Source organism: Mesorhizobium sp. WSM4310 (assembly GCF_007003935.1).
Lineage (GTDB): Bacteria > Pseudomonadota > Alphaproteobacteria > Rhizobiales > Rhizobiaceae > Mesorhizobium.
Map to the genome: position 1 here is coordinate 152748 of NZ_VFTA01000009.1, position 18925 is coordinate 171672.

Here is an 18925-nt window from a genome sequence, read left to right on the forward strand (position 1 = left end):
GAACTGGAAAAGACGCTATGTCCGCACGATGAACCCTGTGTGACGCCGAAATAAGGGTCTCCGCCTTGGGAGCTCCTATGCCGGAGCGGAACGCGTCTTCAGGATCGCCGAGAACAGCGGATCGAAGGCGCGGCTGATCGGCGCCGCGGCCGCACCGAGCGCGATCGACCAGGGGTCGGTGGTGCCGAGTTGCAGGCGAGGCAACATTCTTGCGGGCCGGTCGGCGATCGACGGCAGCAGCGGGTGCATTGCCTCGACAAGCCGGCGCGCCAGCGCTTCCGGCGCGCCACTGGTCAGGATCACGGTCCGCGGATCGAAGATCGTCTCGATGAGATGCACGCTCCAGCGCAGATCATGCGCTGCCCCGTCGATCCAGGCCATCATCTTGGCATCCTCGGCCAGCACCAGGGCGTTCATCTGTTCGTAGATATCACTGTCCGCCGGATTGAGGCCTAGATGCTGGTAGAGCGAGGCCAGCGAGGCGCGGTGCTCGAGCGGCGTCGAGCCCGGTCCCGCCGGCGCCAGCAGCGCCATGCCGATTTCGCCGGCATTGCCATGGCCGCCGCTGTAGAGTTCGCCATTGAGGATCAGCCCGGCGCCGATGCCGTAGCCGACATAGAGACAGACCGCGTGGTCGACGCCATGTGCCGCGCCGACGATACGTTCGGCAGTGGCGCAGGCGGCGGCATCGTTCTGCAGGCCGACATTCAGCCCCGTGCCTTTGGCCAGCGCCTCCAGCAGCGGAAACTTCTGCCAGGCCGGCATCATCCACTTGTCGTCCGAATCCTTCAGTCCGAAAGGACCGGGCATGGCAACACCGAGACCGACCAGCCGTTTTTCCGACTGGACCGAAATGCCGGCCAGGTCACGGCGCACACCGGCGATCAGCTTCAGGATGATCTCGACACCCTTCGACGGCTCATCGAAAGGCAGGTTCGCCTCGGCCCGCGCCAGCACGCTGCCCATCAGGTCGACGGCCACGGCGCGCGTCAGATGGCGGTCTATATGCAAGCCGATGGCGAAGGCGCCTTCAGGCACCAGCCTGTAGGGCGTCGACGGCTGCCCCCTGCCCTTGCGCACCGCGTCGAGCGCGACGACCAGGCCGTCGCTTTCGAGATCTTCGATGATGTTGGAGACCGCCTGCTTGGTGAGCTGCGTCGCCCGCGCCAGGTCGGCCCGCGACAGGGCGCCATTGAGACGCAGCGCCTCGATCATGACCCGGCGGTTGTGTGCGCTGGTGCCTTCCTGGTTGGTGCCGCTTTTGGCGCGGATCGGGCTGATGTCATCCACCGGCTTTTCCCCTCTTGACTCCATTAGAATATTGATCGACTAATTAAGTCAAGCGAGTTGACTTAATGCAAACTGAATGTCCCAGAACAAGATGGCCAAGGGCTTCCGCCTGTCGCCACCGGTCAGCCGGGTAAGCATCAGGTCACGCGACATGGATCCGGGAAGGCGAAGCGAAACGCCCGCATCGCCGGCCCGTCAACGCCGGAAATGGGAGAAGAAGATGCTTAAGACAATCACCAAGACACTGGTCGGCGCGGTCTTCGCCGGAGGACTGCTCGTCCCTCACGCTTTCGCCGAAACGACGCTCAATGCGCTGTTCATGGCGCAGGCCGCCTACAGCGAAGCCGACGTGCGCGCCATGACGGACGCCTTCACCAAGGCCAATCCTGACGTCAAGGTCAATCTCGAATTCGTTCCCTACGAAGGCCTGCACGACAAAACCGTGCTGGCCCAGGGTTCGGGCGGCGGCTACGACGTTGTGCTGTTCGACGTCATCTGGCCGGCCGAATACGCCACCAACAAGGTGCTGGTCGACGTTTCGTCGAAGATCACCGACGACATGAAGAAGGGCGTGCTGCCCGGCGCCTGGACCACGGTCCAGTACGACGGCAAATACTATGGCATGCCGTGGATTCTCGACACCAAATACCTGTTCTACAACAAGGATATCCTGGAAAAGGCCGGCATCAAGACGCCGCCGAAGACCTGGGAAGAGCTTGGCGCGCAGGCCAAGACCATCCAGGACAAGGGCCTGCTGAAGACGCCGATCGCCTGGAGCTGGTCGCAGGCCGAGGCCGCGATCTGCGACTACACCACGCTGGTCAGCGCCTATGGCGGCGACTTCCTCAAGGACGGCAAGCCGGACTTCCAGAATGGCGGCGGCCTCTCGGCGCTGAAATACATGGTCGACAGCTACAAGTCCGGCCTCACCAACCCGAATTCCAAGGAATTCCTGGAAGAGGACGTGCGCAAGGTCTTCGAAAACGGCGACGCCGCCTTCGCGCTCAACTGGACCTACATGTACAACATGGCCAACGATCCGAAGGACTCGAAGGTCGCGGGCAAGGTCGGCGTGGTGCCGGCGCCGGGTGTCACCGGCATCAGCGAGGTGTCGGCCGTCAACGGGTCGATGGGCCTCGGCGTCACCGCGGTCTCGAAGCATCCGGACGAAGCCTGGAAATACATCGAATACATGACCTCGCAGGCGACGCAGAACCAGTACGCCAAGCTGTCGCTGCCGATCTGGGCCTCGTCCTATGACGACCCGGCCGTCACCAAGGGCCAGGAAGAGCTGATCGCCGCCGCCAAGCTCGGCCTCGCCGCCATGTATCCGCGTCCGACCACGCCGAAATACCAGGAACTGTCGACCGCGCTGCAGCAGGCCATCCAGGAATCGCTGCTTGGCCAATCGTCGCCGGAAGACGCCCTGAAGACCGCCGCGCAAAACAGTGGCCTCTGAGGCATTGTTCTCCAGTTGCGGGCGGCACTACAGGGCCGCCCGTCCCTTGGACGCGCAAAGGACGCTGTAGCACTTCTGATCTTGCGCATGATCCTTTCCGGAAGTCGGTTCCGACTTCCGGGGTCATGCGCGAGTGCCGCCCGTGCTATGTCTGAAATTACCATGAATGAAGAGAGGCTGCTCTGATGTCGAGCACCTGGATGACGACCCGTGCCTGGTTGCTGATGCTGCCGCTGCTCGTGGTCATGGTCGCCGTCATCGGCTGGCCGCTGGTCGATACGGTCGGTCTTTCCTTCACCGACGCCAAGCTGGTCGGCACCGGCGGCAATTACGTCGGCTTCGACAATTACGCCAACATGCTGTCGAGCTCGAATTTCTCGCGCACGCTGGTCACCACGACGCTGTTCGCCGTCATTTCGGTGGCCGCCGAAATGGCGATCGGCGTTCTCGCCGCCTTGCTGCTCAATCAGCAGTTCCACGGCCGCGCCGTCCTGCGCGCCTTGATGATCCTGCCCTGGGCATTGCCGACCGTGGTCAACGCCACGCTGTGGCGGCTGATCTACAATCCCGAATATGGCGCGCTGAACGCCGCGCTGACGCAACTCAATCTCATCGACGCCTACCGCTCCTGGCTGGGTGAGCCGGGAACGGCGCTGACGGCGCTGATCGTCGCCGACTGCTGGAAGAACTTTCCCCTGGTGGCGCTGATCGCGCTCGCCGCTTTGCAGGCGGTGCCGCGCGACATCACCGCCGCCTCGCTTGTCGATGGCGCGGGACCGTTCAACCGCTTCCGCTTCGTCATCCTGCCCTATCTCGCCGGCCCGCTGATGGTGGCGCTGGTGCTGCGCACCATCGAGGCCTTCAAGGTCTTCGACATCATCTGGGTGATGACCCGCGGCGGCCCGGCAAACAGCACGCGCACGCTGTCGATCCTCGTTTACCAGGAAGCCTTCTCTTTCCAGCGCGCCGGCTCCGGCGCGTCGCTGGCGCTGATCGTCACCTTGCTCGTCACCGTGCTCGCCGTCGCCTATGCGGCATTGGTGAAGAAGACCGCCGGGAGTGCCGTCTGATGGAACGCAGAAGCCCCGCCTTCACCCTTTTCATCTATGCCTGCGCGCTGCTGCTCGCCGCCATCATCCTGGCGCCGATCGCCTGGCTGTTCATCATGAGCATTTCGCCGGCCGCCGATCTCGCCGCCAAGCCGCTGCGCTGGTGGCCGCAGGCTGCCGACTTCTCGCGCTACCAGACATTGCTGTCGACCGCCGAAAACAGCGCCGGCGCCGCCTTCACCTCGTCGCTGCGCAACAGCCTGGAGATCGCCGGCATGGCGACGCTGGCCGCGCTCGCCTTGGCCATCCCCGCCGGCTGGGCGGTCTCGCGCACGCCGGCGATCGGCTGGTCGCTGTCGATGGTCATCGCCACCTACATGCTGCCGCCGGTGGCGCTCGCCGTGCCGCTCTATATGGGCCTGTCGCATCTCGGCCTGCTCAACAATGTCTTCGGACTGGCGCTGGTCTATTTGACCATATTGGCGCCCTTCACCACCTGGCTGATGAAATCCGGCTTTGACTCCATCCCGCGCGAGATCGAGGCGGCGGCGATGATCGACGGCGCCGGCCTGTTCCAGACGCTACGCATCATCACGCTGCCGCTGGCGGCACCAGTGATGGCGACATCGGCGCTGTTTGCCGTGCTGCTCGCCTGGGACGAATTCTTCTATGCGCTGCTGTTCACCTCCGACCAGCGCGCCAAGACCTTGACTGTCGCCATCGCCGATTTGGCCGGCGGCCGTGTTTCCGACTACGGGCTGATTGCCACCGCCGGCGTGCTGGCCGCTTTGCCGCCGGTGCTGATCGGCCTCGTCATGCAGCGGGCGCTGATCTCGGGCCTGACCAGCGGCGGTGTGAAAGGATGACGATGACTGCAACAAGAATTCGACCGGCCGGACTGGTCGCCATCGACCGCGAAATGGCGCGCCAGGATGCGGATGCGCGTGCTTCGTTCGAGAACAACGCTGCGATGGCGGCTCAGGTCGCAGCCTCGATCGGGAAGACCGGCCGGCTGCTGCTGCTCGGCATGGGCGGCTCGCATGCCGTCGGGCGCGCCGTCGAACCGCTTTATCGCGCGCTCGGCATCGATGCGCTGGCACTGCCGCTCTCGGAACAGCTCGGCCAGCCGGTGCCGCTGGACGACAGGACGGTGCTCGTCACCTCGCAGTCCGGCGAGAGCGCGGAGGTCGTCAGGTGGTTTGCGGAAGCTGGAAGCACTGCTGATATTTTCGGTCTGACGCTCGAGGGCGGCTCCTTTCTCGCCCGCACCGCGCCTTGCCTGGTCGGCGCCGGCGGCACCGAACTGGCCTTCGCCGCCACCCGCAGCCTGACCGTGACCTTCGCCTTGCATCTGGCCATCCTGGCCGCGTTGGGTGAGGACCCAAGTGCCGCTCTTGGCGCACTGGATCAGAAGCAGGACAATGACATCACGCAAGCGCTCGCAGCGCTGGAGGAGGTGACGACCATCGTCACCTCCGGCCGCCGCCTGCAAGGCGTGGCCGAGGCGCTGGCGCTCGGCCTCACCGAACTGTCGCGGCTGCCCTGCTTCTCGCTCGAAGGCGGCCAGTTGCGGCACGGACCGATGGAGATGCTCGGCCCAAAAATCGGCGTCATCCTGTTTCGCGGCAACGATCCGACGGCGGAACTGGTGACGGCGATGGCCCTTTCCGTGGCCGACGCCGGCGCGCCGCTGATCATCTTCGACGCCTCCGGACAATCGCCGGTCGCGGGCGCTGTCACGCTCTCGTTCAAGCCGGCTTCGGGTCTCGCCGCGATCTTCGCCATGCTGCCGGTGGCACAGCGCCTGATGATCGCCTTCGCCGACAGCCGCGTCGACAATGCCGGCACGCCCGTGCGCTCGACCAAGATCACCAGGAGCGAGTGATGCGTCCGCTCGCGGTGATCGGCAATGTCAATGTCGACCTGATTGTCGGCCCGGTCGCGCCATGGCCGAAGGCAGGCACGGAAACCGTCGTCGATCACGACGATCTGCGCGTTGGTGGACAGGCCGGCAACACCGGGCTCGCCTGGCAGGCGCTGGGCATTGATTTCGAGATCGCCGCCAATGTCGGCGACGACCAGTTCGGCCGCTGGCTGCGTGAGGCGTTCGGCGCCCGCGCCGACAAATGGCCGGTGCGCCCGGAGAGCACGACGCTTTCGGTGGGCATGACCCATCCCGACGGCGAAAGGACGTTTTTCACCACGCGTGGCCACCTGCCTCGCTTCAGCCTTGCCGACGTATTTTCGGTGCTCGACGGCAAGCGCCTCACCGGCGGCTATGCGTTGCTGTGCGGCTCCTTCCTCACCGATGATCTGACCCGCGACTACGAAGCGTTCTTCGACTGGGCGAGCGGGCACGACATAGCTGTGGCGCTGGACACCGGCTGGCCGATTGAGGGCTGGACCCCGGCGAACTGCAAGGCGGCCCGCACCTGGCTCGCGCGTTGCGACCTTGCTTTGTTCAACGAGGTGGAGACCGTGACCCTGGCCGGCCTGCCCGATCCGGTCGAGGCCGCGCGGCAAATCCAGTCCAGCATGAAGAAGGGCGCGACCGCCGTCGCCAAGCGCGGCCCCGAAGGGGCGGTCGCCATCGGGCCGGGCGGAGCGCTGGTCACGGCGACCGCGCCGGACGTCAAGGTCATCGACACGATCGGCGCCGGCGATGTTTTCAATGCGGCCTTCCTGGCCGCACTGGCACAGGACCAGACGCTGACCGCCTCGCTTGCAGCCGCGACGCAGGTGGCGTCGCGCGCCATATCAACCTTGCCCCGTAACTACGGCGAACCGGTGCATCCAAGGGAAGCCACGCATGAGCGCGCTTGAAATCCGCAACGTCCGCAAGAATTACGGCAGCGTCGAAACGCTCAAAGGCATCGACATCGCGCTGCAGAGCGGCGAATTCCTGGTGCTGCTCGGCTCGTCGGGTTGCGGAAAGTCAACGCTTCTCAACATCATCGCCGGCCTCGCCGAAGCGACGAGCGGCGACGTGCTGATCGGCGGCCGCTCGATCCTTGGCGTTCACCCCAAGAACCGCGACATCGCCATGGTCTTCCAGTCCTACGCGCTGTATCCGAACCTGACCGTGCGCCGTAATATCGGCTTTGGTCTGGAAATGCGCGGCGTCGCCGCCGATGAGCGCGAAAAGGCGGTGGCCGAGGCGGCAAGACTGCTGCAGATCGAAGCCCTGCTCGACCGCAAGCCGAGCCAGCTTTCCGGCGGCCAGCGCCAGCGCGTCGCCATCGGCAGGGCACTGGTGCGCAAGCCGCAGGTCTTCCTCTTCGACGAGCCTTTGTCCAATCTCGACGCCAAGCTGCGCCTGGAGATGCGCACCGAGCTGAAGCGCCTGCACCAGATGCTGCAGACAACCGTCGTCTACGTCACCCACGACCAGATCGAGGCAATGACGCTGGCGAGCCGCATCGCGGTGATGCGCGACGGCAGGATCGAGCAACTCGGCACGCCCGAGGAGATCTACAACGAGCCGGCAACGCTCTATGTCGCCGGCTTTGTCGGCGCGCCGTCGATGAATATGCTGCAGGCGACGGTTCAAGGGACCATGCTGGCCATCGATGGCGCCAAGGCGAGCCTGCCCTTGCCCGCCCATTTCCGCGACACGGTGTTGGACGGAGCGCGGGTTGTGGTCGGCATCAGGCCCGAAGCATTGCGGGTCGCCGCGGATGCGACCGCGCCGTCACTGCCGGTGGAAATAGAAGTCGTCGAGTTGACCGGTCCCGAACTGGTCACCACCGCACGGATCGGCACACAGCGGCTGACGGCCTGCCTGCCGCCGGCGTGCCGCGTCGCGAAAGGTCAGGCGGCAAGCTTCGCCTTCAGCGAGGACGCGCTGCGGCTCTTCGACCCTGACACCGGCAAGGCCTTTTGAGTCTGCCCCGGAAACCCGGTGCCTGCCGGCGGAAAGCCGTCAAGATTGCGTCCCGGAAGCTTGGTGGGTATCGGGCGAATTGGCGATCTCCAGCAGCGACGCCACCAGCAGCTCCCGTTCGTCCTTCGACAGCACATCGGAATCGAAAAGGTTCATGCTGCGCAGCCCCTCGATGGCGAGGTAACAGACCAGCAGCGATTTGAGGTCTGATGTTTCGCCCTTCAGCCGTTCGAAAAGCTGCCGCTTGAATGTCTTTATCGGCGTCATGAAATCGGGATCCTCGGCGATCGCCGAAAAGATCCATGAGGCCGAGGGTCGCTTTTCCTCGCAATCATCGGCCGACAGCCTGATGTAGACGGCGAGCGGATTTTTACCATCGTCGTTGCTGTTGGCGGTCTCCAGCGCCTGCTCGAAATCACGCAGATAGCCTTCGACCAGCCCCTGCATCAATTTGGCCTTGGTTGGGAAATTGTAGAGCAACCCACCCTTCGACACGCCGGCGCGGCTGGCGACGGCATCCAGCGACAGGCTGCCGGGCCCGGATTCCCGGGCAACATCAGCCGCCGCCGCGAGTATCTTCTCGCGCGAGTTCCGTCGTTGGGCTCTCATGGCGCCTCCCTTCGCAAGCTTAGGCCCAATTGACAAGACCGTCCAGACGGTACAGTAAAGCCGCCACCATTTGAAATCGGGACCCGCAGTCGATATGTGTCCCGGTGTCCGCGCTTCGCGCCGGATTTCGACTGAGGGGACTTCCTTGTTCAAGCGCATACTCCGTTTCTTCGTCATCATTCTCGTTCTGGCCGTTCTGGTCGTTGTGGTCGGCGGCATCGTCGGGTTCAACTTCCTGCGCGACAACGGCATCAAGCAGTTTTTCGCCACGATGAAGCCGCCGGAGGCGACCGTTTCAACGACCATCGCCAAGCCGTCGAGCTGGACGCCGGGCGTCGAGGCGATCGGTACGGTGCGAGCCGTGCGCGGCGTCGACCTGACGGTCGAGACCACCGGCATCGTCAAGGACATCCTTTTCCATGCCAACCAGAAAGTGGCGGCCAATGCGGTGCTGCTGCAGCTCGACGATGCCGTCGAGCGCGCCGATCTCGACGCACAGAAGGCGCAGGCCGCGCTCGATCAGACATCGCTGGCCCGCGCGATCGAACTGACGAGGCGTGGCGTCGGTTCCGATTCGACGCTGGACACGGCACGTGCGGCGGCCTCGGCTTCGGCGTCCCAGGTCACCAAGCTGCAGGCCGTGCTCGACCAGAAGCAGCTGACGGCGCCTTTCGGCGGCACGGTCGGCATTCCGAAGATCGATGTCGGGCAGTATATGGCGCCCGGCACCGCCGTGGTGACACTGCAGGATCTTGACACGATGCGGGTCGATTTCTCGATCCCCGAACAGCAGCTGCCGCTGCTCAAGATCGGCCAGACGGTTCGGCTGGGCTTGAGCGGCGCGGACATGCCGTTTGCCGGCGAGATCCGGGGCATCGACCCCAAGATCGACCCGTCCAGCCGGCTGGTGAACATCCGGGCGGAAGTCGCCAATCCCGACGGCAAGCTGACCCCTGGCCAGTTCGTCCAGGTGCGTGTCGAACTGCCCGAGGAGCAGAACGTGCTGACGCTGCCGCAGACGGCGCTGACCACCAGCCTTTATGGCGACTACATCTTCGTGGTGCAGCCGGCCAAGCCCGCCGGCACGGCCCCGGCGCAGCCCGCCAAGCCGGAAGAAAAGCCAGCCGCGGCGGCTACCGACAAGCCGGCGGATGCCAAGCCAGCCGATGCCATGAAGCCTGCCGCCGATGCCGCAAAGCCGGCGGACAAGGCCGCTTCCGATGCCACCAAACCGGCTGCCGACCCGGCCAAGCCGGCGGCGGAGGGCGACAAGCCCGCGCTGGTGCTGTCGCAGGTCTTCGTCAAGCCCGGCCGCCGCAATCAGGGCATGGTCGAGATCGTCGAAGGGCTGAAGGCCGGCGACGAGGTCGTCACCGCAGGTCAGAACCGCCTCTTCAACGGCATGTCCGTCAATGTCGACAACACCATCGACCCGACCAAATCGGCGAACAAGCAGGCCGACCAGCAATGAGCTTTTCCGATCTCTTCATTCGCCGGCCCGTCCTGTCGACGGTCCTTGCCTGCATGATCCTGCTCCTGGGTTTCCAGGGCATCTTCAACCTGTCGATCCGCCAGTATCCGAAGGTTGACGAAACCGCGATCACGATCACGACGGCCTATCCGGGCGCCAGCGCCGACCTGATCCAGGGCTTCATTTCCGCCCCGATCGCGCGCGCCGTCGCCTCGACCGAGAACATCGACTACGTCACTTCGTCCAGCCGTCCGTCCTCCAGCACCGTGACGGTGCAGATGAAGCTCGGCTCCAACCCCGACGTGGCGCTGACCGAAGTGCTGTCCAAGGTCCAGGGCGTGCGCGGCACCTTGCCGGATGCATCCAAGGACCCTGTCATCGTCAAGGGCACCGGCCAGCAGTTCGCGATGATGTACATCTCGATGCAGAATCCGAACATGACGAAGGAGCAGCTGACGGAGTATATCGAGCGCGTCATCCGGCCCCGCATGTCGACGGTCGAAGGCGTCGCCGACGTCCAGATCTTCGGCGCCCAGCAATACTCGATGCGCGTCTGGATCGACCCCGTCCGGCTTGCCGCACGCGGTGTGACGGCGGCGGAAGTGCTGACGGCGATCAACAATTCCAACTTCCTGTCGGCGCCCGGCAACACCCAGAACGAATATGTCGTCTCGTCGATCACCGTGCGCTCGACGCTGCAGACGCCGGAAGCCTTCGCCGAACTGCCCTTGCGCTCGACCGACGGCAATGTGGTGCGGCTGCGCGACGTCGCCCGCGTCGAACTCGGCGCGGAAAATACCGACACCAGGGTCTCCTTCAACGGCAAGCCCGGCACCTTCCTCGCCATCTTCCCGACCCCCGCGGCCAACCCGCTGACCACCGCGGCGGCGCTCACCAAGCTCGTGCCGCAGATCCAGGAAACGCTGCCGAAAGGCATGACCATCGAGGTCGTCTACGACGCGACCGGGCAGATCAGTGCCTCGATCGAGGAGGTGTTCAAGACCATCGGCGAGGCTGTTGCCATCGTCGTCCTGGTCATCCTTCTGTTCCTCGGCTCGTTCCGTTCGGTGATGATGCCGATCATCACCATTCCGTTGTCGCTGATCGGCGTCTGCTTCCTGTTGTTTGCGGTGGGCTATTCGATCAACCTTCTGTCGCTGCTGGCCATGGTGCTGGCGATCGGTCTTGTGGTCGATGACGCCATCGTGGTGGTGGAGAACATCCACCGCCACATGGAAGAAGACCACATGACGCCCATGCAGGCCGCGTTCAGCGGCATGCGCGAGATCGCCTCGGCCATCGTCGCCATGACCATGACGCTGGCCGCCGTGTTCGCGCCGCTGGCTTTCACCGGCGGCCTGACCGGCGCGCTGTTCCGCGAATTTGCGGTGACGCTCGCCGGCTCGGTGGTGCTGTCGGGCGTCATCGCCGTGACCATCACCCCGATGATGTCGGCGCGCCTCCTGAAGGCCGGCACACCGGGCCGTTTCCAGCGCATTGTCGACGGCATTTTCGCGCGGGTCGAGCACGTCTATGAGCGTGCCGTCACCGGTTCGCTGAACTATCGTCCTTTGACGCTGATCATCGTGCTCGCGCTCGTCAGCGTGACCGGCTTCATGTTCACCAAGACCTCGAGCGAGCTGGCGCCGGAAGAGGATCAGGGCTTCCTGCTCTCGCTCGTGACCGGACCGACCTATGCGACATCGGATTACACCGAAACCTATGTGAACCAGATGCTCGGCCTGGTGAGGGATATTCCGGAAACGCGGGCGCAGTTCTCGGCGGTCGCCTTCGGCGGCACGACAAACAGCGCCTTCGTCGGCTTTGCCTTCAAGGATTGGGCGGAGCGCAAGCGCAATTCGAAGGAACTGCAGGCCGACATCACGGCTCGTATCGCCAAGGTGGCGGGCGTGCAGGCCTTCGTCTTCGCCCCGCCGACGCTGCCGGGCTCCGGTGGCGGCCTGCCGATCGCCCTGGTCGTGCGCTCGACCGGCGATACCGCGGAAGTGTACAAGGCCGCCGAGCAGATCAAGAACAAGGCACAGGCCTCCGGCCGTTTCATCGTCGTGCAGAACTCGATGTCCTACGATTCGCCGCAGGTGACGGTCACCATCGACCGCGACCGAGCCGCCGCGCTGAACTTGCCGATCGCCGATATCGGCCGGACGTTGACGCTGCTGGTCGGCGGCGCCGAAGTGGCGCAGTTCGACCGCGACTCCAACAGCTATGACATCATCCCCCAGGTGCCGCAGCAATTCCGCGACAACCCCGAAAAGCTCGGCGAGTATTTCGTGCGCAGCGTGACGGGCGAGATGGTGCCGCTGTCGGCCGTGGTGAAGATTTCGAACAATGCCTCGCCGGCGGCGATCGAACAGTTCAACCAGCTGAATTCGTCGACCATCTCGGCACTGCCGCTGCCCGGCGTCACCACGGGCGACGGGTTGAAGGTCCTCGAGGATATTGCCAGGGAGAGCCTGCCCGACACCTTCTTCATCGACTATTCCGGCCAGTCCCGGCAGGAGAAGGAACAGGGCAACACCATCCTGATCGCTTTCGCAGCGGCTGTCATCGTCATCTATCTGGTGCTGGCGGCGCAGTTTGAAAGCTTCCGCGACCCGCTGATCATCATGATGGCGGTGCCGCTGTCGATCTTCGGCGCGATCGTGCCGCTCAATCTCGGCCTCGGCACGCTCAACATCTACACGCAGGTGGGTCTGATCACCCTGATCGGCCTGATCACCAAGCACGGCATCCTGCTGGTCGAATTCGCCAACCAGCAGCGCGAGGCGCATGGCCTGCGGCGGCGCGACGCCATCATCGCCTCGGCCAAGGTGCGCCTGCGGCCGATCCTGATGACGACGGCGGCTATGGCGCTAGGCGTCGTACCGCTGATCACGTCGAGCGGCGCCGGTGCTGCTGCCCGTTATTCGATGGGCCTGGTCATCTTCACAGGCATCCTGGTCGGCACCATGTTCACGCTCTTCGTCGTGCCCATGTTCTACACCTTCATCGCCAGCAAGGATCTGCCGCATCTTGCGGAAAAGCCGGATCCGAGGCTGATGCCGGCGTTGCCGGAATGATGGAAGCCGAAGAAAAAAAGAGAGGCCGGAAAAATCCGGCCTCTTTTTTTGGCTGCGCTCGAGACCGCCGGAATGTTCCGGCAGGAGTCCTGAACAGGCGCGGCGATCCGCCGGCCTGCTCACAGCCTGCTACTTGACGATGACGATGCTGGTGTTGGCCGGCCCGAAGGTCTCGACCAGCTGATAGAAATCGGCCGCATTGTCCGGATGCAGCCGCACGCAGCCATGCGAAGCCGGCTGGCCGAGGCGCTTGATGGCATAGGTGGCGTGCACCGCGTAGCCGCCGCTGAAGAACACCGAGTGCGGCATCGGCGCGTTGTCATACTTCTTCGAGTACCACATCTCATGCATGCGCGTCGGCTTGAACGAACCGGTCGGCGTCACATGCGCCCTGTCACCGGTGGAAACCTTCCAGGCGAAGGTCGGCCGGCCATCGACCGAAACCTCCATGATCTGCTGCGAAAGCGAGACCCGCGCCACGATCTTGTTGGCGGCATGGGCTGCATTGGCGCCGAACAGAAGTGCTGCACCCGTGAGCGCGGCGGCGGTGATGTTGATGAGCTTGGCGGAAATGGTGGTGTGCATGATGTCCCCTCTCTCTGCCGGTCAGGCCGGCTCCAATTCGATGAGCGGCTTATCGTAGCGGCATGTTTCGGGGCGATTTCGCGAAATCCTCGTTTGTGTTTCGAATCTGTTTCCTCTGGTTAACAGGCCAAGCGGCCACAGCGACGACGATCGCACCCCGACGATGGCGGCGATGTGCAGCACATAGGTATTCCTCGCAAAACGAAAGTTCGAATTGCCTCTATATGAAAGATCTATAGGCAAACTCGAAACCAACCTGCAACAAAGCGCGGCTTCGGGCGGCATGATCCGGATACGGGCCGAACGCAAGGTTGACGCAACGAAAGCAGACGGCAACGACCATGGGAACGAAAACGAACACGCGGTCCTGGCTCTTCAGGATCAGCATCGCGGCAGCAGTCATAGGCGGTGTCGGCACGGTTGCCGGCGGGCCCGTGGCAAGGCTGGCGGCGATGAGTTCGAGCGAGATCTCTACCCTGCACGTCGCCCTGTTTTCCGCCTCGGTCTGGATTGTTTCCAGCCTGCGCATCACCCGGCTCAAGGCCCTCTGGCGGGTTGGCCTTCGGTTGCTGGCATTGCGCGGCCCCTCCGGCAACTTGCTGCCGAGAGGACCGAAGGCCCGCGCCGCAGCGGGGGGCTCCGTGAGCGGCGCGGGCACTTCGGGAGTTTCCTGAAGCGACCCGCGGCATACTCATTTTTGAAGAATTGGCATTCTGGGGAGTTGCAACGATGAAGACGAAATTCGCCGCCTCTGTGCTTTCCGCACTGCTCTATGCGCAGGGCCTGCTTGGCTTTGCCGCCCTGGCCACAGTGCTCCTCAAGGAGCGTGCCCACGCAAACGGACTCGTCGTGAGCAGCGACATGCCATCGGGTCCGTCGCTGCTGGTGGTGCGCTGAACCGCGGGAGCATCGGCAGGAGGAAAATCCGATGCTCAGCCAGCAAGATAGCCCGGATACGCCGCCGTCAGTCGGTGAACTGCTGCGGCGGATCGAACCGGTAGCCCGCGCCACGTATGGTGGTAATGGTCTCTGTGTCGAGCTTGCGGCGCAGCCGCACGATGCGCGAATCGATCGAACGATCGAACGCGTCGGCGTTCTCGGCCGGTGCCGCGGCGATGATGTCGTCACGCGTCAGCACCTTGCGGGGGCTCGCCAGGAACAGCCTGAGCAGCGCCACCTGGCCGGGCGAAAGCTGTTCCTCCGTACCGGACCGGTGCATGACGATGGCGGATCTCAAATCGACGGTCGCGTTCTCCAGCACGATCAGTTCCTGCGTGCCCCTGCCACGACGCGACAGCAGGCCGCCGACCCTGGCGGCAAGCTCCCTGACATTGAGCGGGCTTTCGACGACGTCGGCCGCACCCAGTTCGAGCGCCAGCACCTTGTCGACGAGATCGGCCGGCCGGCAGATCAGGATGAAATCTGGCCCGTCCCGGCCGCCCTCGCCTTGGCCGCCATGACGCCTGAGCAGATCCCGCCCTTCCGCCTGGCTGAGACTGTCACCAACGACGACGACATCGATGACTCCGCCCGCCAGCAGCGATTCCGCCTCCCAGGGCTGTCGCGCCTGGCGCACATCATGGCCACGCCGCTCGAGATGGTCGGCAAGTTCGGTCGCGACCACGTCGGCGACGCAAACAAGTGCAATGACGGCTCGTGCAGCCATGTTTTCCAACCGTTCCCTTGCAACCGGATATGAGTGCTGGACATGATGTTTATACCCAATCTACTTTCCACTGAAAGTGGGAGCGAGAGCATCGTGCGGGCAAGAATAGTGATCGTCGAGGACGAGCCCGACCTGAGGGACGCGGTTGCCGAGTATCTCGGCGCCGCCGGCTATGATGTGGCGACCGCTGAAACCGCCGCCGCCGCGCGCAGCCTGATCGAGACCCAAGCCTTTCATCTGGCCATTCTCGACATCGCCATGCCCGGCGAGGACGGGCTGTCGTTGGGCCGCTGGCTGCGCTCGAGAATGCCGATCGGCATCATCTACGCGACCGCCGCCGGCACGGCGCTCGACCGCATCGTCGGGCTGGAGCTCGGCGCCGACGACTATATCGTCAAGCCATACGAACTGCGCGAAGTGCTGGCGAGGGTGCGCAGCGTGCTGCGTCGCGTTCCGCAGCCGACGGAGCTGCTCGACAGGAAGACCAGGACGGACCGCCGTTCCGTCGCCTTCGGCCCGTTCCAGGCCGATCTCGACGGCAGGCTGGTCACCGGCGCCAACGGTACCGTGATCGACATGGCCAAGAGCGAATTCGATGTGCTGGAGGTTTTCCTGACCCGCGCCAACCGGCTGCTGACCCGCGCCGCGATCTCCGAGGCGATCGGCTTCACCGAGGATCCGGAATCATCGCGCGCCGTCGACATCCGCATCATGCGCCTGCGCAAGAAGATCGAGGCGGATCCGGCCAACCCGAAATTCCTGCGCACGGTGCGCGGCGAAGGCTATATCTTCTCGCTGCCGACCGGCGACAGCAACTGAGCGCCAGGCCCACAGGGTCTCGGGTTCACAGCCGTTGCTCGCCGATCGAATGGCCGACCGGATTGGCATACTTTGGAATAACGGCTGAAAATGACGGGCGAAGCAACAAGCAGGGATATGCAGGGTTTCAGGCAAGGTGCTGCGATGGCGGCCGTGCGCGTCGTTCGCCGGCTGCGCGAGGCCGGCGACTGGCAGCGCGAGATGGACGGCATACTGGAAACCCTTTGCCGGGCCATCGAATGCCAGCGTGGCATCCTGTTCCGCTTGCGCGAACTGCCGGGTCAGGGTTTTGCCCAGTCGGTTGCCGCCTACTGGATCGACCCCGACTTTGGCGGCGAACTGGCCTCGCCGACCGTGATCATGCAGTCGATCGTCAATTCGGACCCTCTGCTGGAGCGCGTCGCCGAGGACGAACGGCAGGGCAAGATCTTTGCCGGGCACACGCGCAATCTCGAAGGATTCCTGAGAACCGATTTCGAAAAGCAGAACATCAAGTCGTTCCTGTCGGTGTCGGTCTTCGCCCATGGCCATCTGTGGGGCACGCTCGCCGTCAATGATTGCGTCGACGAGCGCGAGTGGACCGACGAGGAGGAGGCGACGCTGCACATCATCGCGCTCGCCATCGGCGACGCCATCGAGCACTCGCCCTCCGACGCCCATGCCAGCGAAGTGATCCGCCGCACCATGCTGCAGGCTTCGCTCGACGCCATCATCGTCATCGACGAGGCTGGATCGATCATCGAATTCAATCCTGCCGCCGAAAAGATGTTCGGCTTCCAGCGCAGCGACATCCTCGGCAAGGATCTGCTCGACACCGTCGTGCCGGAATACTACCGCAAGGGCTATTCCTCGGGCGCCGACTACATGTCGGGCCGCGGCGCGCCGATGGTCGGCCAGCGGCTCGAGACCGTGACGCAGAATGCCGCCGGCGAGGTGTTTCCGATCGAGCTGACGGCGACCGAGATGCGGGTCGCCGACCGCCGCCTGATCTTCGGCTCGATCCGCGACCTGCGCGACAGGCTGCGTGCCGAGGAAGAGATCAACCGGCAGCGCGAGAAGCTGCACCAGAACGAGAAGATGGCGGCGATGGGCTCGCTGCTGGCCGGCGTTTCGCACGAGCTCAACAATCCGTTGGCGGTGGTGGTCGCGCAATCGACGCTGTTGCACGAATTCGCCTCCGACCCGCAGACCAAGGTCCGCGCCGAGAAGGTGCGCGCCGCGGCCGAGCGCTGCGGCCGCATCGTCAAGAGCTTCCTGTCGATGGTCCGGCTTCACCCCGCGGCCCAGGCCGAGACCGATCTCAACCAGGTGATCCGCGCTGCCCTCGAGGTGACCGCCTATGGCGCACGCTCGAGCGGCATCATCATCGACACCGATTTCGCGCCGGGTCCGCTGCTGGCCATGGCGGACGCCGACCATGTGACGCAGGTGGCGGCCAATTTCCTCATCAACAGCCAGCACGCCCTGGCCGGCATTGCCGGCGACCGGCTGATCAAGGTACGGACCTTCCGCGGCGATCGCGGCAATCCCGGCTTCTCGGTCGAGGACAACGGGCCCGGCATTCCCGAAGCGATCCGCAACCGCATCTTCGAATCCTACTTCACCACCAAGCCGGTCGGTGTGGGCACCGGCATCGGCCTGTCGATCTCGAAATCGATCATCGAGCGGCACAATGGCAATGTCTGGTTCGAGGAAGTGCAGCCCCGAGGCGCGCGTTTCGTTGTCCAGTTGCCAGCCATTTCGGCGGGCATCGCTGCTGCCGGCGAGAGCCAGCCACGCTCGAGCGGCCTGCGCCATGCCTTGATCATCGACGACGAGCCTGATGTCGCGGGCTCCTTGTCCGACATTCTCGAATTGATGGGCATCAAGTCGCGCATCGCGCCGGTCTGGGAATCGGGCACCGCCACCTTGAGCGGCCACATGTCGCCCGACATCGTCTTTTCGGACCTGCGCATGCCCGGCACGTCGGGCATGGCCATCTACCGCGAGCTGCTTGCCGAGCGGCCCGAACTGGCACGGCGTTTCGTGCTGGTCACCGGCGATCTGATCGGCGCCAAGGCGGAAATAGAAGCCTTGCCGGCGCAGCAGCGGCCGCAGATCCTGGAAAAGCCGTTCAGCACGCTGGATGTGCGCAGCGTGCTTTCAACCATTGCCGAGCAGACCGTGTTGAAGGGCTAGAGCGGTTCACCGTTTCATGGAAATGGCGAACCGGCTATAACCCTTTGTTCTGACGCAATTCCAAAGGGAAAGCGCTACGCGCTTTTCCCGGGAAAACCGTTCGCGCTTTTGCTGGAATTGCTAAAAAAGAAGCTCCCGGCCGACTGTGCGGCGGGAGCTGAATGGAGCGCTGGAGGAGCGCTCGGGGAGGTCAGAGCAGGACCCCGAAAGGGAACGGTTCCGGGATCACGCTTCGACGGAAATCAGAAAATGTTTGGCGTGGTGGTCAGCGGCGCGGCATTGGCGATCATCCGGATCGCGCGGGCCTTGTGCGTCCCGGACTGTTGGGCGATGGCGCGCAGGCAATCGACGCTCTCGGCGCCCCATGCCTGCCCCTTGCAGGCAAAGTCGAGCGCCGGCATCGGCAGCCGAGCAGTCTTGACTGTCGTCGGCGCCCCGTCGACCACATTGGCCGGCGGATTTAGCGAGGCGAAGGCCGGCCCGACTGTCGGCGTGAGCGCCATGCCGATGATGGCGCAAGCAGCCAGCCCCATGAACATGGCCATGGGGTGGTCGCTGGCGCGTTGGCGCAGCGCCAGTTTCGGACGGCGGTCAGCGCGCTCTGGAGCCTGGAGGCGGTGTTCGCTGGTGACGATCTCGACTTTCGCATGCATTGCCTTCCCCTTCGCTGTGTTTCTTTTTGATGATGAAACGAACTTAATCGCACTTTGTAACAGCACAAAATTGGTGTGGCTCTGGCAATGTAACGGAATTGAAACAGCGGTATCGGGCAAAACCGGGCAGAATCGGTCATTCCGGCTCACACTTCGCCGAGGCAAGGTAATCCCAGGTCGCCT

17 protein-coding genes are annotated in these 18925 nt (G+C 64.2%); 11 read left to right on the plus strand and 6 right to left on the minus strand.

The features are described 5' to 3' along the window. Window positions 1–75: 75 nt before the first annotated feature. Window positions 76–1290 (minus strand): ROK family transcriptional regulator, encoded by a 1215-nt coding sequence (locus tag FJV80_RS12865; protein WP_142876549.1) that lies wholly within the window; start codon window positions 1288–1290, stop codon window positions 76–78. Between the two features lie 220 nt (window positions 1291–1510). Between FJV80_RS12865 and FJV80_RS12870 the strand changes: the two genes are divergently transcribed. The 6 genes from FJV80_RS12870 to ugpC all read left to right on the plus strand — a co-directional run bounded on the left by FJV80_RS12870 (window position 1511) and on the right by ugpC (window position 7681). Then, on the plus strand, window positions 1511–2749 hold the full coding sequence (locus FJV80_RS12870; protein WP_095793273.1) for an extracellular solute-binding protein: 1239 nt from the start codon (window positions 1511–1513) through the stop codon (window positions 2747–2749). Window positions 2750–2934: 185 nt separating this feature from the next. Continuing rightward, on the plus strand, window positions 2935–3819 hold the full coding sequence (locus FJV80_RS12875; protein ID WP_142876550.1) for a sugar ABC transporter permease: 885 nt from the start codon (window positions 2935–2937) through the stop codon (window positions 3817–3819). After that, on the plus strand, window positions 3819–4664 hold the full coding sequence (locus FJV80_RS12880) for a carbohydrate ABC transporter permease (RefSeq protein ID WP_095787946.1): 846 nt from the start codon (window positions 3819–3821) through the stop codon (window positions 4662–4664). The genes FJV80_RS12875 and FJV80_RS12880 overlap by 1 nt, the downstream gene beginning before the upstream one ends. After that, window positions 4661–5683, plus strand: a complete 1023-nt coding sequence (locus FJV80_RS12885; protein ID WP_142876551.1) for an SIS domain-containing protein — start codon at window positions 4661–4663, stop codon at window positions 5681–5683. Before FJV80_RS12880 ends, FJV80_RS12885 begins: the two co-directional genes overlap by 4 nt. Then, window positions 5683–6621 (plus strand): PfkB family carbohydrate kinase, encoded by a 939-nt coding sequence (locus tag FJV80_RS12890; protein WP_095772187.1) that lies wholly within the window; start codon window positions 5683–5685, stop codon window positions 6619–6621. Before FJV80_RS12885 ends, FJV80_RS12890 begins: the two co-directional genes overlap by 1 nt. Next, complete coding sequence (gene ugpC, locus FJV80_RS12895; RefSeq protein ID WP_095787949.1) at window positions 6608–7681, plus strand: sn-glycerol-3-phosphate ABC transporter ATP-binding protein UgpC; 1074 nt, start codon at window positions 6608–6610, stop codon at window positions 7679–7681. Before FJV80_RS12890 ends, ugpC begins: the two co-directional genes overlap by 14 nt. 39 nt (window positions 7682–7720) lie before the next feature. Here ugpC and FJV80_RS12900 read toward each other — a convergent pair whose 3' ends face one another. Next, window positions 7721–8290: a TetR/AcrR family transcriptional regulator gene (locus FJV80_RS12900; protein WP_142876552.1), complete on the minus strand. Its 570-nt coding sequence runs from the start codon at window positions 8288–8290 to the stop codon at window positions 7721–7723. 145 nt (window positions 8291–8435) lie between these two features. Between FJV80_RS12900 and FJV80_RS12905 the strand changes: the two genes are divergently transcribed. Together FJV80_RS12905 and FJV80_RS12910 are read left to right on the plus strand one after the other, a co-directional pair. Continuing rightward, window positions 8436–9761: an efflux RND transporter periplasmic adaptor subunit gene (locus FJV80_RS12905; RefSeq protein ID WP_142876553.1), complete on the plus strand. Its 1326-nt coding sequence runs from the start codon at window positions 8436–8438 to the stop codon at window positions 9759–9761. Continuing rightward, window positions 9758–12841, plus strand: coding sequence for an efflux RND transporter permease subunit (locus FJV80_RS12910; RefSeq protein ID WP_142876554.1), 3084 nt, complete (start codon window positions 9758–9760; stop codon window positions 12839–12841). The genes FJV80_RS12905 and FJV80_RS12910 overlap by 4 nt, the downstream gene beginning before the upstream one ends. 129 nt (window positions 12842–12970) lie before the next feature. On the opposite strand, the gene FJV80_RS12915 is transcribed toward FJV80_RS12910, so the two are convergent. Both FJV80_RS12915 and FJV80_RS34520 read right to left on the minus strand, forming a co-directional pair. Further along, complete coding sequence (locus FJV80_RS12915; protein WP_069090292.1) at window positions 12971–13426, minus strand: L,D-transpeptidase; 456 nt, start codon at window positions 13424–13426, stop codon at window positions 12971–12973. Window positions 13427–13646: 220 nt separating this feature from the next. Further along, window positions 13647–13955 carry a hypothetical protein gene (locus FJV80_RS34520; RefSeq protein WP_179296394.1) on the minus strand — a complete coding sequence of 103 codons (309 nt, stop codon included), beginning with the start codon at window positions 13953–13955 and terminating at the stop codon, window positions 13647–13649. A 200-nt stretch (window positions 13956–14155) separates the two neighbouring features. On the opposite strand from FJV80_RS34520, the gene FJV80_RS12925 reads away from it, so the two are divergent. After that, window positions 14156–14323 (plus strand): hypothetical protein, encoded by a 168-nt coding sequence (locus FJV80_RS12925; RefSeq protein WP_019861555.1) that lies wholly within the window; start codon window positions 14156–14158, stop codon window positions 14321–14323. Window positions 14324–14390: 67 nt separating this feature from the next. Here the strand turns inward: FJV80_RS12925 and FJV80_RS12930 are convergent, their stop codons facing one another. Further along, the gene (locus FJV80_RS12930) at window positions 14391–15092 is read right to left on the minus strand and encodes a response regulator transcription factor (RefSeq protein WP_095772355.1); all 702 of its coding nucleotides are present in this window, start codon (window positions 15090–15092) and stop codon (window positions 14391–14393) included. A 45-nt stretch (window positions 15093–15137) separates the two neighbouring features. Between FJV80_RS12930 and FJV80_RS12935 the strand changes: the two genes are divergently transcribed. Then, a complete protein-coding gene (locus FJV80_RS12935; protein WP_171880411.1) occupies window positions 15138–15911 on the plus strand; it encodes a response regulator transcription factor in 774 nt (257 codons plus the stop codon). Window positions 15912–16001: 90 nt separating this feature from the next. Then, on the plus strand, window positions 16002–18089 hold the full coding sequence (locus FJV80_RS12940) for a PAS domain S-box protein (RefSeq protein ID WP_185975199.1): 2088 nt from the start codon (window positions 16002–16004) through the stop codon (window positions 18087–18089). 242 nt (window positions 18090–18331) lie between these two features. Here FJV80_RS12940 and FJV80_RS12945 read toward each other — a convergent pair whose 3' ends face one another. Then, a complete protein-coding gene (locus FJV80_RS12945; RefSeq protein WP_142876555.1) occupies window positions 18332–18742 on the minus strand; it encodes a hypothetical protein in 411 nt (136 codons plus the stop codon). Between the last annotated feature and the right edge of the window lie 183 nt (window positions 18743–18925).

Coding starts and splice junctions, on each gene's coding strand:
- FJV80_RS12885 (WP_142876551.1), top strand. CDS start 4,661: ATGACGATGACTGCAACAAGAATTCGACCGGCCGGACTGGTCGCCATC.
- FJV80_RS12880 (WP_095787946.1), top strand. CDS start 3,819: ATGGAACGCAGAAGCCCCGCCTTCACCCTTTTCATCTATGCCTGCGCG.
- FJV80_RS12930 (WP_095772355.1), bottom strand. CDS start 15,092: ATGGCTGCACGAGCCGTCATTGCACTTGTTTGCGTCGCCGACGTGGTC.
- FJV80_RS12900 (WP_142876552.1), bottom strand. CDS start 8,290: ATGAGAGCCCAACGACGGAACTCGCGCGAGAAGATACTCGCGGCGGCG.
- FJV80_RS12925 (WP_019861555.1), top strand. CDS start 14,156: ATGAAGACGAAATTCGCCGCCTCTGTGCTTTCCGCACTGCTCTATGCG.
- FJV80_RS12910 (WP_142876554.1), top strand. CDS start 9,758: ATGAGCTTTTCCGATCTCTTCATTCGCCGGCCCGTCCTGTCGACGGTC.
- ugpC (WP_095787949.1), top strand. CDS start 6,608: ATGAGCGCGCTTGAAATCCGCAACGTCCGCAAGAATTACGGCAGCGTC.
- FJV80_RS34520 (WP_179296394.1), bottom strand. CDS start 13,955: ATGCGCAGGCTGGAAACAATCCAGACCGAGGCGGAAAACAGGGCGACG.
- FJV80_RS12915 (WP_069090292.1), bottom strand. CDS start 13,426: ATGCACACCACCATTTCCGCCAAGCTCATCAACATCACCGCCGCCGCG.
- FJV80_RS12870 (WP_095793273.1), top strand. CDS start 1,511: ATGCTTAAGACAATCACCAAGACACTGGTCGGCGCGGTCTTCGCCGGA.
- FJV80_RS12945 (WP_142876555.1), bottom strand. CDS start 18,742: ATGCATGCGAAAGTCGAGATCGTCACCAGCGAACACCGCCTCCAGGCT.
- FJV80_RS12890 (WP_095772187.1), top strand. CDS start 5,683: ATGCGTCCGCTCGCGGTGATCGGCAATGTCAATGTCGACCTGATTGTC.
- FJV80_RS12875 (WP_142876550.1), top strand. CDS start 2,935: ATGTCGAGCACCTGGATGACGACCCGTGCCTGGTTGCTGATGCTGCCG.
- FJV80_RS12935 (WP_171880411.1), top strand. CDS start 15,138: ATGTTTATACCCAATCTACTTTCCACTGAAAGTGGGAGCGAGAGCATC.
- FJV80_RS12940 (WP_185975199.1), top strand. CDS start 16,002: ATGACGGGCGAAGCAACAAGCAGGGATATGCAGGGTTTCAGGCAAGGT.